Origin of the sequence: Paraburkholderia edwinii (assembly GCF_019428685.1) — a bacterium.
In the GTDB taxonomy this organism is placed as follows: domain Bacteria; phylum Pseudomonadota; class Gammaproteobacteria; order Burkholderiales; family Burkholderiaceae; genus Paraburkholderia; species Paraburkholderia edwinii.
Genome location: NZ_CP080095.1, coordinates 1,513,892 through 1,525,977, shown reverse-complemented (window position 1 = coordinate 1,525,977; position 12,086 = coordinate 1,513,892). Strand labels below are relative to the sequence as shown.

Here is a 12,086-nt window from a genome sequence, read left to right as displayed (position 1 = left end):
CCGGCGCGCGGCTTACGCGCATTGCCGGCACTGCGTCAGATGTCAGATGCGAGGCGGGACGTCAGGCCGGCTGGCGCCTCGCCTGAACCTCAAACTTTTCCCTGCGCGACCTCTTCGGGTTTGAGTTCGACGATCGCGTCGAGCGCCGCCTTCACATCCATCGCGTACTTCGCAAGACGCTGCTGCTCGTCGGTGACCGGTACGAAAGGCGGCACCGGCAGCGGATTGCCGTTCTCGTTGACGGCGACCATCACGACGAGACAGTCGGTGGTCTGCATCAGCTCGCCGCCCTTCGGATCGCCGGCGCATACCGACACGTGGATATGCATGCTCGTGCGCCCGGTCGCGACGACGCGCGCGCGCAGTTCGACGAGGTTGCCGACATGAATCGGCCGGCGAAAACGGATATTGCCGACGCTGACCGTCACGCAATAGCGCGCCGACCAGACCGCGGCGCATGCGTACGCAGTTTCGTCGATCCATTTCATCAGCGCGCCGCCATGCACCTTGCCGCCGAAGTTGACCGATGTCGGTTCGGCGAGAAAGCGGAAGGTCGTCTCCGAACGATCCAGCGGCGCGGCGGAAGGGGTGCTCATCTTGACTCCGGTCGATCTGAAAATTGAAAGGAGCCGATTATACGAGCGCGGCGGGAATTGGACCTCAAACCAGGCCTCAAGCCCGGGGCCCGCATCAGGAGCGGCAAACTGCGGCACGCATTATTTCCGTACCGACACACCTTCGTCGATCGTGCCGTACATCTCGATACTGCTGCCGGACGAGCCGACCGGCGTGCTCGCACCGCCTTGCGCGCAAGCGGCGCACGACAGCACGGCGATGACCGCGCAAGCGGCAAGAATGATTTTCATCGGATTGTGTTTCCCGGATAAAACGCGTCTTCGATTTTAGCCTGGCCGCGTTATCGGGCGCGGAACGAGCCAAAGCGGCGCGGATCGCGACCGGGAGTGACGCGGGAGTTGCCCCGGGCCGTCCGGCTCGGCGTTGCGCCCTGCTCAGGGCGACCTGTGCGGCCCGACCCATGCGGCCCGACCCACGCGGCTCACGCTACGCGGACCGCGACATCCGACATTTCGTTCGAGCCTGAAACGTCGAATGCGAGCGAGGACTACAGTAGAGCCATGGCCGGTGCACCCCTCCCGGCACCGACCGCCATACATCGTCCGCCTCAACCGGCGAGCAACCGACGAACAAACGAGGACCTCCCGATGATCAACCCGCTTACCGAAGCAACCGGCCAATTCCCCGGCCTGAGCCGCATCGGCGCGCTGCTCGCCGATCCCGGCCGCGCCGCGATGCTGTGGGCGCTGATGGACGGCAGCGCGCGTCCCGCGGGCGAATTGACGCTGATCGCGGGCCTGTCGCCGTCGGCGGCCAGCGCCCACCTCGCCCGCCTCGCCGACGGCGGTCTGCTCGCGCTCGAAGTGCGCGGACGGCATCGCTACTACCGGATCGCGTCGGCCGATATCGCGGCGTCGATCGAAGCGCTGATGAACCTCGCCCAGGCCGCCGCGCCGCAGCGGCCGACGCCGCGCCCCGCGCGCACCGTGCCCGTCGATATGCGCTATGCGCGCACCTGCTACGACCATATGGCCGGCGAACTGGCGGTGCGCGTCTATGAACGGCTCGTCGGCGACGGGCTGCTCACGCTCGAAGGCGACCGGCTCGATGCGACGCCGGCCGGCGCCGAGCAACTGGCCGGCTGGGGCATCGACGTCGCGAGCCAGCGCACGCGGCGCCGCCGCTTCGCGTGCACGTGCCCGGACTGGAGCGAACGCCGTCCGCACGTCGGCGGCGCGCTCGGCGCGGCGCTGCTCGACGCGTGGTCGTCGCAAGGCTTCGTCGAGCGCACCGAGCGGCCACGCGTGCTGCGCGTCACGCCCGCCGGCCACCGTCATTTCGACGACTTTTTGCGCGGCGCATAATGCGAAGCCTCATGCGAGCCCCACGCGAGCCGTACGCGAGCGCTGCGCCGCTGGCCCGGTGCGAAGCGGCTGCGCGTCGCACGACACGTCTTGTTACAGCGAGGGCGGGATGACTTACAAATGAGCGCGTCTTGAAATACGCGCCGCGGGTACAGTGGCTTCACACGGTGCCGTCTCGCGAGGCACCCGACGGAGTCACAACCAATGAAAACACACACACCCGGTTCTTCGAATTACCGTACTGCGCACACGGAACGCCCAGATGAAGCTAACGAAGCCGCTGGCTGCACAAGTGCGCGTGCGCCGCTGATCGGCACCCGGCGCCGCCCCGCTTCGCCCGCCATCGCGACCGTGATTGCAGCGGTCGCCGCCGCGCTGTTCGTCACGTCGGGCACGCCCCGCGCGTACGCGCAGGAAGCCCCGCCCCCGGACGGCGCCGAGCAGGCCGCGCCGCCTTCCGCACAACCCGCGGACGCCCAGGACGCCGATCCGCCGGGCCGCGTCGCGCGCCTGAACTACATGGCCGGCACCGTGACCACCGAGCCGGCCGGCGCGACCGACTGGTCGTACGCGCAGGTCAACCGGCCGCTCACGACCGGCGACCAGCTGTGGAACGACAAGGGCGCGCGCTCGGAGCTGCATATCGGCTCGACGGCGGTGCGCGTCGGCGAATCGACGAACGTCGATATCCTCAATCTCGACGACGCCAGCACGCAGCTGAAGGTCGCGCAAGGCACGCTGTCGACGCGCGTGCGCGAACTACCTGCCGGCACGTCGTATGAGATCGATACGCCGAATCTCGCGCTCGGCATCAGCGGCCCCGGCGACTATCGCGTCGACGTCGCGCCCGATGGCAGCGAGACCACCGTCACGGTGCGCAGCGGCAGTGCGACCGTGTACGGCGACGGCGGACAGTTGCCGGTCGCCGCCGGCCAGCAGATCCGCTTTTCCGGCACCAACCTGCAGCAGGTCGCAAGCAACGGCGCGCCCGCGCCCGACGCACTCGACCAGTGGGCGGCGAGCCGCGATGCCGCGGAAGACCAGTCGGTATCGGCGCGCTATGTGTCACGCGACGTGCCCGGCTATCAGGATCTCGATGCCAACGGCACGTGGAGCCAGAACCCGCAATACGGCGCGGTGTGGACGCCGAACCAGATGCCGGCCGGCTGGGCACCGTACCAGGATGGCCACTGGGTCTGGCAGGCGCCGTGGGGCTGGACCTGGGTCGACGACGCGCCGTGGGGCTTTGCGCCGTATCACTACGGGCGCTGGGCGTATATCGGCAATTCGTGGGCGTGGGTACCGGGGGAAGTCGTCAGCGAACCGCCGGTCTATGCGCCGGCGCTCGTCGCGTTCGTCGGCGACGGCGGGCCCGGTGGGGTCGACTGGGGCGTGAGCCTTGCGGTCGGCGGCGTCGCGACGGCCGGGCTCGCGTGGTTTGCGCTCGGCCCGGGCGAGCCGTGGCATCCGCATTGGGGGCATGGCTGGAGCCCGCGTTACTACGACCGCGTGAACCGGCCGATCTACGTGCACAACCACATCACGAACATCCGCAACACGTACATCAACTACCGCGCGCCGCATGCGATTACGTGCGTGCCCGCGACGGCGTTCGTGCATGGGCAGCCGGTCAATCGCTTCGCGCAGAAGGTCGATCCGCGGCAGTGGCATAACGCGCGCTTCAATGCGGGCGCGCCGGGCATCGCACCGGTGCGGCAAAGCTTCGGGCCGGGCATGCGCAACGCGGCGTTCCGGCCGCCCGCGGCGGCGGCCGGCCGGCCAGTCGTGGCGACGCGCCGTCCGGATGTGCCGCCGGCGTACCGCGACCATCTCGCGCAACAGTTCGCGCATGGCGGCGGACGTGTGGCGGGCGCGGGCAATCCGGTCGTGCATACGTCGGTGCCCGCGAATTTCGGCGGACGCCGGATCGGCGCGGCGGGCGGTCCGCAGGCTAACGTGCGGCTCGTCGCGGTGCGCGGGCCGGGCGCGGTGCAAGGCCGGCCGGCAGGCGCAGCGCAGCGGCCCGGGATGCCGCCGCAAGCGGATTTTGCGAATGGTGGGGGTCGAGGGGAGCCGAATGGTCGACAGCCGGGTGGAGAGGCTCATGGCCAGCTTAATGGCCAGTTCAACGGCCAGCAGAACGGCCGACCCGGTGGTCAGTTGAGCGGACAACCCGGCGGCCAGCCGAACGGCGTGGCGCATCCGCAGCCGTTCGCGGGCGGCGCGCCTGGCCAGGGTCGTCAGCCGATGCCGGCGCAGGCAGGTGCCGGCGCGCCGCAGCAATCGAATGCACAGGCGCGGCCGGGCAACGGCGTGCCGCGGCCACCGCAATTCGCGGGCGGCGGTACGCCTGGTGTTCGTGGGGGTCCCGGTCCGCAGCAGCTGGGGAACGCGCCGCAAGGCCAGCGCCAGGAGCCTGCATGGACGCAGCCGCATACGCCGATGGGACAACAGCCGCGTGGCGGCCGGCCGGACCAGCCGTTCGCGCAAGGCGCTGGCCGGCCACAGCAGGGACAGGGACAGCCGCAAGCGCAGCAGACGTCCGGACAACAGCTGCGGCCCGGCTTCAACCCGCAGGCGAACGCGCCGCGTCAGCCGGTCCAGGGACAGCCGCAGGTACCGCAGCACGTGCAGCAGCCGGAGTCTCGCCCGCCGCAAGCTCAGCCGCAGCCGATGCGGCCGCAACAGGTACAGCAGGCGCAGCAACCCCAGCAGCAAGCGCGGCCGGAGTTCCATCAGCAACCAATGCAGCAGCCGAGGCCGCAGCAGCAGGTTCAGCAGCCGCGGCCTGAATTCCACCCGCAGCCGGCTCAGCAGCAGCGGCCGCAGCAGGTGCAACAGCCAAGGCCTGAGTTTCACCCACAGCCGCAGCCTCGGCCACAACCGGTACAGCAACCGCGACCGCAGCCTCAGCCCCAGCAACATCAGGAGCAGCGCGCGACGGGCGGTGGGCGTGATGACCATCGCCATGGGTGATAGCTAGCGCCGTGTCGCGGCACCGATGGTTGGGACCGACGGTTGGGGTGAGCGGCTCACACCCGTGCCTCGCGCCTTGACCGCGCACTCGACATCGACACTTCGCCCGCGCCGCCGTCGTCTTGTCTCACCACAAACGAACAAGGCCCGCCGCAATGCACATGCGGCGGGCCTTGTCGATTAATCCTCGCGCTTCAGAAAGTTAGCCAGCGACAACCGCGCCCGGCCAATCCGCGCTCCGCGCCTTTCACAAGCCTCAAATCGCCATCGGCGCTGTCAACGGCTCATGGTGCTGATACCCGACCAGCGAGAAATCCGACGGCTCGATCTTATCGAGCCACTGCGGCTCGAACACGCCGGTCTTCGCGTACTCGGGCACACGCTCGCTAATCTCGAGACGCGGACTCGGATACGGCTCGCGCGTCAGTTGCTGCTGCAGCATATCGAGCTGGTTCTCGTAGATATGCGCGTCGCCGATGAAATACGTGAACCAGCGCGGCGTATAGCCCGTCAGCCGGCCGACGAGGTGCAGCAGCGCCGCGCCTTCGGTCAGATTGAACGGCGTGCCGAGGCCCACATCGTTGCTGCGAATGTACAGGCACAGCGAAATCTCGCGGCGCGTCACGTTCGGCAGGAACTGATACAGCAGATGGCACGCGGGCAGCGCGATCTCGTCGAGCACCGCCGGATTCCACGCATGAAACAGAATCCGGCGGTCCGCCGGGTTGCGCATGATCGTATCGAGGCACTGACGCAACTGGTCGATCGCCTTGTATAGCAGCACCTTGCGGCTGCCGCCCTCTTCGAATTCGGTCACCGGCTGGAAACCACGTGCGGCCGCGTCCTCGAGCTGCGCGCTTGCGGTCGCGTCGAGCACCTTGTACGCGGGCCATTCGCGCCATTGCACGCCATACACGGCGCCGAGGTCGTCGAGGCCTTCGCGGTACGGATTGGCGAGCCATTGCGGGTTTTCGTTCGCGTTCGCATCCCATACCTTGCAGCCGAGCGAGCGAAACTGCGCGGCGCTGCGCGATGCGCGCAGAAAGCCGACCAGCTCGCCGATCGCCGACTTGAACGCGAGCTTCTTCGTCGTGACGGCCGGAAAACCCTGCTGCAGATCGAAGCGCAACATCGCCCCCGGCATGCTGATCGTGCGGATGCCAGTGCGATTCTCCTGCCAGCTGCCGGTGTCGAGAATCGTACGGACGAGGTCGAGATACTGTTTCATTCGGGGTTCCTTCAGCATGGCGCCACTGTCGAACAGGCAGCGCCGCGACGTCGCGTGACGACGGGAAACCGGGATTCTAACAAGCTTGGGAGATGTGCTGAACGCGCGATGCGGTTCGTGAAACGGCGGCTGCTAGAAGCAGGCACACCGCTATGGTTGGAACTCGCTGCCTGTCGGGCCCGGACCTGAGTATTTACTGGATAACCAGACTATGCAGCTTTGCCAAACGCACGGCATCGCCCACTCAGCATGGCGCTGAGCAGGTTGAGCCCAAACTCAGATCAGAGATGCTGAACCGACGACGGCATTTCCGTATGCGGCGTCATCTGTTCGCTTTCCATATGCCGCATGCCGTGCGAGCACAAGAGCCGGTAAAGCGTGACGCGCGAAATGCCGAGTTCCTGCGCGGCATCGCCAAGACGTCCGCGATGGCGCAGTAGCGCGAGTTCGATCGCCTGACGTTCGGCCGCTTCGCGTGCCTGCGCGAGCGACACAGGCACGATCTCGACATACTCGGACAGTTCGAGGTCGCGCGCGGTAATCGCGCGCCCTTCGGACATCACGATCGCGCGCCGCACACGGTTGATCAGTTCGCGCACGTTGCCGGGCCAGCTGTAGTTATGCAACGCCGCGATCGCATCGGGCGCAAAGCCGCGCAGGCGGCGGCTCGCGTCTTTTCTGAAACGTTCGAGCATATGCCGCGCAAGCAGCTCGATATCCTTGCCGCGCGCGCGTAGCGGCGGCTCGTCGATTTGCAGCACGCACAAGCGGTGATACAGATCCGAACGGAAACGCCCTTCGATCATTGCGCTGTTCATATCGACGTGCGTCGCCGAGATGATGCGCACGTCGACCTCGATCGAACCGTGACCGCCGAGACGCTCGACTTTGCGCTCCTGCAAAAAGCGCAGCAGGCTAGCCTGGCTTTCGAGCGGCAGATCGCCGATTTCGTCGAGAAACAGCGTGCCGCCGTTGGCTGCTTCGACGCGCCCGATCTTGCGCTGATTCGCGCCGGTAAACGCGCCGCGCTCGTAGCCGAATAGTTCGGATTGCAGCAGATGCGGCGGAATCGCGCCGCAGTTGATCGCAACGAACGGCGCATTGCGGCGCGCCGAGCGCTCGTGAATGGCAACCGCCGTGAGTTCCTTGCCGGTGCCCGATTCGCCCGAGATAAACACCGGCGCATCGGTCATCGCAACTTTGCGGATCGAGCGAAATAGCGCGAGCATCGCATCGCACGAGCCGACCATTTCGCCTTCGGTGCCCGACGTTTGCGTCGCGTCATTCGATGCGGTCTCGCCAAGCGAGATCATCCCGTAGGCGTGGCCTACGGAATCGACGATGCGGTCACCTGAATAAGGGACCGTTACGTAGTCGAAACAGTAATCGCGCACGAGACGCCGCAGCGCCGCGTCCTGCAATTGACCCGGCGCCGTGGCTGCAACCCAGCCGACGTTGGGCATGGTCAGACAGGATTCGAATGCAGCGATTTCGTGCTGCTGGAAACAACTGGAAAGATCGAGCAGACCGCCGGCTGCAGTACCGGCACGCACCGCACGGCGTGCATCGCGCGCCGAGCCGACTACTTCAACGTGCCAGCCCCGCTCATGAAAGCGCGCGTTGAGGTCAGCACTGGGATCGCGTGAAACGTAAATCAGTTGCCGCGTTGCGGATTCCATTATTCAGATCCTCTCGTCAACGAACGTTAAGGATGACGCACGTACCTGAACCGCTATTCTCGCATTCCTCAGATACGTCTATTCGAATCGGGATTCGCAATACAACGAAAACCGAACGGCCATTCCATTCCGTACGGACAGCTGATCCCCGAAAAACGGCGCTTGTATTGAACGGCCCACGAATGGGCTTTTTTAAAACGTGTGCTGTAGTCGAGAGCTTACTATACGTACGGCGCTTCGAAAAACAAATATGCAAATTAATTCAGCAACCCTTGATAAGGTAAGGCTGACCGTGCGCCAATGACCAGACGGTAAGTTCTTTCTGAATAAAACCAATACTCGCATTCACCATACTTTATCCGCCGCAAAAAATCGTTGCGCGAGCAAACAATCGTCCAAATCGCACTATTTCACGGTGTCGTATCAACGCTGAAACGTTTTCAGGCGATTTCCGAATCCGCATAGCCATCCCTTTACACGTAAGCCCGATGCATCAACGGAATGCTCGATATGGCATATGTTTCGCTAAATGAGCCGCACCAAGGAGACACATCATGCGACACGTTTCCCGCGGCGTTTCATGCGATCGCCACACCGCGGCCGGCCTCTTCGGCCGGCGTATTCGAGCGGCGTCCCTACGCTCGCTTGCCGGCGTCGCGATGCACGGTGCAACACTCGCACTCAGTGCAACGCTCGTAGCAGGCACACTGGTCTTCACCCTGTCCTCCACCGCATTCGCTCAGGAATCCGCTACGTCGGCATCCTCCGACGCCGGCGCCGCCGCCCTCGCGGACACGACGCCCGCAGCGGCGACGGCGCCGGAAACGGCGGGTGCCGGGACTGCCGATCCCCAGGCTACCGATACCCACGACGTTGCGTCAACACAGGTATTGAACACGCCCGCCGATGTCGTTTCGATGAACGACATCCCACTCGATGATCAGATTCTTGCGCGGCAACGCGGCGGCGCGAGCGGACTCACGATGGTCGCGGCCACGCCGGACCTGCTGCGCGGCTCGTCGGTCACGCTGTGGGACGAAATCGCACCGCCCGCACCGCTGCCGGTTCCGGTCGATGCGGCGCGTACGGCGCAAAGCAATGCCGCGAGTTATCTGAGGAAATAAGACGGAAACAAAAGCGGGAAGCGAGTGGGAAACGATTCGAAACTGACCGCGGGCGCATCAACAGACGATCGACGACGCACCTGAAGACGCAACAAAAACGCAACAAACGAAGTAGCGCTGACGGAATAGAAGTAGGTGAAAGAACTGCGCGAGAAACATGCGCGAGCGAGACCGCATCACAGGGCTGAACTGAACAATACGCTGTCGGGGTACTCATGAACGCGTCGCTTAATGCAACGGTGAAGGCATCGCTGAACATATCGGTGCGCCCTTCACGCGGCACGCCTCGGTTTGCACGGCCGGCACTACTGGCCATTGCACTGACAGGCGCATGCGCCGCCTTCATCACGTGCGCCGCGCACGCCCAGCAGATCGCGAATCCCGGCGACATCGTGCTCGAACGCGAAGTCGCACCGCGCAATGCGTTTGTTTCGATCCCAAGAAATCAGGAACCCGTACTATCTAGCGCGACCACCTTCCCCGCAAACAGCTTCAACCCCACGATGGCGCAGCTCGCGTCGGATTCCGATCTGACCAACGCGCGCGGCTCAACCGGTCTGAGCTCGGCAGGCGTGCTCGCTGGCACCGGCATGCAAGCGGTCGCGCGCATTCTCTCCGGCAATACGACCGGCAATAACGTCGCGCTCGGTGCGAGCAGTATCGGCCAGCCGGCAGCCGGCATCGGCGGCACGATTTCGTCGTCGGTGACGGGCGCGCTCGCGCCGCTGTCGAGCACGCTTGGCGGCGCGCTGGGAGGCCTCAAATGAACGCGCGCCACGCAGGTATCGCCATCACGATGAAGATCGCCCGCGCGGCGTATGCCGCCCTCGCGGTCGCCGGAGTCGCCGCAACGTTCACCTGCACGACACAGCTAGCGCATGCGCAAGCACTCGCGCGCATCAGCGGCGAGGCGGGCATCGCAACCGGCGCGGCGGTTGGCGCGACAGGCGCGATCACCGTCAACGAAGCCGCGGGCATCAACAACGCGCAGGCCAACCAGCTGACGATCTCGACCGACGGCGCAGCCGCCAACAACAACACGAGCGTGCAAAGCGCAAGCGCCAACGCGCAGGTCACGAGCGCGCGCGCATCAATTGCGGGCAACGCGTTTTCGAATACATCCGGCGCCGTACTGGTGAACCAGTCCGCGGGCGCGGGCAATCTCCAGCGCAACAGTGTGCAACTCGGCACTGCTGCGATCGGAGTCGAGACCGTTTCGGACAGCGTGCTGTCCGCAGCGGTCCCGAATGGCGGTGGTCTGGCGCGAGCGAACGGGGTTCACGACGCGAGGGAGGCAACCATCTCCAACGAAGCCTTCAGAAACGTCAATGGCATCGTGCAGATCAACCAGACTGCCGGAGCCGGTAATGCCACGGCGAACAGTTTTGTGCTCCGTCCCCCGGCGGGCACTCTTTTCTAACTGACCAATAAGTATCGGAGCGAGATCATGAAACTCAAGCGCACCCTGATTGCGGCAGCGGTCCTGGCCGCGGCATCCGGCAGCGTGTTCGCAGGACAGCTGAAGAACCCGTACCTGTTCAATGCGACGATGGTCGGCGAGCAGATCGGTATCGAAGGATTCGTGCGCCTGTTCGGCTGCGTATCCGTTTCGAGCACCGCGGGCGCCGTCGTCCACAACACGCAGAACGTCTATGTCCATGCCTCGCTCGCCCCTCAGGCGCAAAGCTATATGCGCGGCGCGCTAACCACGCGTGTCAACAATGCAACAAATAGCGTGGTCGGTACGGGCACCAACACCGTATGGGCCAACAGCTCGTTCTCGACCAGCGAAAGTCATGCGTCGTCGCATATGTCGTCGAGCGAGCACAAGGCCAATTCAACGACAACCGTCAGCACATCGAGCAACTATGCGTACGCAAACCAGGCAAAGGCAAGCGCGTCGAGCGAATATCACCAGTCGAGCGACAGCGGTCACGCAAGCAACAGCGCGTCGTCGTTCGACGCCGGGATTTCGCTTGGCGACAACAGCAAGCACTCGAGTTCTCAGTCGGGCAGCTTCAACGGCAAGTTCTCGCAAGGTGCGTCCGCTTCGACCAGCTACAGTTCGCACGGCAAAAACTGGGGAGGCTCAAAAGAGCATTCGACCAGCGTTTCCGAAAACTCGCAGGCTCACGCGAACGGCTCATACGACAAGAACCATATGTCGAGCGCGTCGGACTCGTATAACGCCAACGCGTCCGGCCATCTGAACACGAGCCACAGCGACACCGAAAGCCAGCACAAGAACGCATCGCAGAGCTGGTCGGCGCAAGCGTCGAATAGCGGTTCGGGCAACAAGTCGGCGAGCGCGACGGTCACGTTTGCGCACAACGACTCGAAGTCGAGTTCGGAATCGCACTCGGGTTCCTCGTCGTTCTCGACGTCTTCGTCGGCATCGAAGAGCTGGGGCTATAACGTGAACGACACGCTCAAGACGGTCGACGAAAAGACCACCGGCTCGGTGACGCAGTACGTCAACACGCAGGCGCCCGGCACGCTCAACGCCGGCACCGGCAGCAATGCGGCGTCGGGCGTCTCAGGCAACCTCGGCATCAACATCGCGGAAGGCATCGACAACGCGCAGAGCAATGATGTCGCGCTCGCGTCGGTCGACGTCGGCAATGTGTTCGGCAACGCACAGATCTTCAACTCGCAGGGGTCGGGCGGCAGCGCGAAGATCAATAACTTCAATCTGAACGCATCGGTCGGCGACGGTTCGCTGTCGCACGTAACAGGCAATGTCGGTGTGAACGTCGCATCGGGTATCGGCAACGTGCAGAACAACAGCCTTGCCGGCGCGGTAACGACGACCAATGCCGGCACTGCGATGACGACGGCGATGGTGGCCACGGACGAAAACTCGCAAACCGCGAACATGGCGGTGCGCGGGCAGTTCCAGGGCACCGCGATGCTCGGCGCCAATGCTCTCGCGGGCGCGTCCGGCAACATCGGCGTGAATATCGCGGGCGGTGCGGGCAATCTGCAGCACAACGGCCTGGCGATCGCTGCGCTGAATAGCGGTCACTAGGATGTTGGACTGCGCGATGCGTTGCCAGATGTGTTGTATGGCAACGCATCGTAAAGAGGGCTGAAAAAGCCATGTAGTAAGCCATCAGAGGGGCTGCGCCGGTTGCCGTAG

General features: G+C 64.7%; 10 protein-coding genes. 6 read left to right on the top strand and 4 right to left on the bottom strand.

Annotated features, from left to right (window positions below):
• Positions 1-89: 89 nt before the first annotated feature.
• Both KZJ38_RS06700 and KZJ38_RS06695 read right to left on the bottom strand, forming a co-directional pair.
• Positions 90-596: an acyl-CoA thioesterase gene (locus tag KZJ38_RS06700; protein ID WP_219799336.1), complete on the bottom strand. Its 507-nt coding sequence runs from the start codon at positions 594-596 to the stop codon at positions 90-92.
• 120 nt (positions 597-716) lie between these two features.
• Positions 717-866, bottom strand: coding sequence for a hypothetical protein (locus KZJ38_RS06695; RefSeq protein WP_219799335.1), 150 nt, complete (start codon positions 864-866; stop codon positions 717-719).
• 357 nt (positions 867-1,223) lie between these two features.
• Here KZJ38_RS06695 and KZJ38_RS06690 point away from each other — a divergent pair, with 357 nt between their 5' ends.
• On the top strand, positions 1,224-1,940 hold the full coding sequence (locus KZJ38_RS06690; protein WP_219799334.1) for an ArsR/SmtB family transcription factor: 717 nt from the start codon (positions 1,224-1,226) through the stop codon (positions 1,938-1,940).
• A 204-nt stretch (positions 1,941-2,144) separates the two neighbouring features.
• Entirely contained in the window at positions 2,145-4,916 is a 2,772-nt protein-coding gene (locus KZJ38_RS06685) for a DUF6600 domain-containing protein (protein ID WP_246641666.1), read from the top strand.
• 256 nt (positions 4,917-5,172) lie between these two features.
• Here KZJ38_RS06685 and KZJ38_RS06680 read toward each other — a convergent pair whose 3' ends face one another.
• Complete coding sequence (locus KZJ38_RS06680; RefSeq protein ID WP_219799333.1) at positions 5,173-6,144, bottom strand: thymidylate synthase; 972 nt, start codon at positions 6,142-6,144, stop codon at positions 5,173-5,175.
• Positions 6,145-6,425: 281 nt separating this feature from the next.
• Positions 6,426-7,823, bottom strand: coding sequence for a sigma-54 dependent transcriptional regulator (locus tag KZJ38_RS06675; RefSeq protein WP_219799332.1), 1,398 nt, complete (start codon positions 7,821-7,823; stop codon positions 6,426-6,428).
• A 554-nt stretch (positions 7,824-8,377) separates the two neighbouring features.
• Here KZJ38_RS06675 and KZJ38_RS36420 point away from each other — a divergent pair.
• From KZJ38_RS36420 to KZJ38_RS06655, 4 genes are all read left to right on the top strand, one after another.
• Entirely contained in the window at positions 8,378-8,947 is a 570-nt protein-coding gene (locus KZJ38_RS36420; RefSeq protein ID WP_246641665.1) for a hypothetical protein, read from the top strand.
• Positions 8,948-9,162: 215 nt separating this feature from the next.
• Positions 9,163-9,714, top strand: a complete 552-nt coding sequence (locus tag KZJ38_RS06665) for a hypothetical protein (protein WP_246641664.1) — start codon at positions 9,163-9,165, stop codon at positions 9,712-9,714.
• Entirely contained in the window at positions 9,711-10,367 is a 657-nt protein-coding gene (locus KZJ38_RS06660) for a hypothetical protein (RefSeq protein WP_246641663.1), read from the top strand. The genes KZJ38_RS06665 and KZJ38_RS06660 overlap by 4 nt, the downstream gene beginning before the upstream one ends.
• A gap of 27 nt (positions 10,368-10,394) precedes the next feature.
• Positions 10,395-11,975, top strand: a complete 1,581-nt coding sequence (locus KZJ38_RS06655) for a serine-rich family protein (RefSeq protein ID WP_219799331.1) — start codon at positions 10,395-10,397, stop codon at positions 11,973-11,975.
• Positions 11,976-12,086: the final 111 nt, after the last annotated feature.

Excerpts from the sequence above, each read along its gene's own strand:
- KZJ38_RS06700 (WP_219799336.1), bottom strand. The coding sequence starts at position 596 with ATGAGCACCCCTTCCGCCGCGCCGCTGGATCGTTCGGAGACGACCTTC.
- KZJ38_RS06695 (WP_219799335.1), bottom strand. The coding sequence starts at position 866 with ATGAAAATCATTCTTGCCGCTTGCGCGGTCATCGCCGTGCTGTCGTGC.
- KZJ38_RS06690 (WP_219799334.1), top strand. The coding sequence starts at position 1,224 with ATGATCAACCCGCTTACCGAAGCAACCGGCCAATTCCCCGGCCTGAGC.
- KZJ38_RS06685 (WP_246641666.1), top strand. The coding sequence starts at position 2,145 with ATGAAAACACACACACCCGGTTCTTCGAATTACCGTACTGCGCACACG.
- KZJ38_RS06680 (WP_219799333.1), bottom strand. The coding sequence starts at position 6,144 with ATGAAACAGTATCTCGACCTCGTCCGTACGATTCTCGACACCGGCAGC.
- KZJ38_RS06675 (WP_219799332.1), bottom strand. The coding sequence starts at position 7,823 with ATGGAATCCGCAACGCGGCAACTGATTTACGTTTCACGCGATCCCAGT.
- KZJ38_RS36420 (WP_246641665.1), top strand. The coding sequence starts at position 8,378 with ATGCGACACGTTTCCCGCGGCGTTTCATGCGATCGCCACACCGCGGCC.
- KZJ38_RS06665 (WP_246641664.1), top strand. The coding sequence starts at position 9,163 with ATGAACGCGTCGCTTAATGCAACGGTGAAGGCATCGCTGAACATATCG.
- KZJ38_RS06660 (WP_246641663.1), top strand. The coding sequence starts at position 9,711 with ATGAACGCGCGCCACGCAGGTATCGCCATCACGATGAAGATCGCCCGC.
- KZJ38_RS06655 (WP_219799331.1), top strand. The coding sequence starts at position 10,395 with ATGAAACTCAAGCGCACCCTGATTGCGGCAGCGGTCCTGGCCGCGGCA.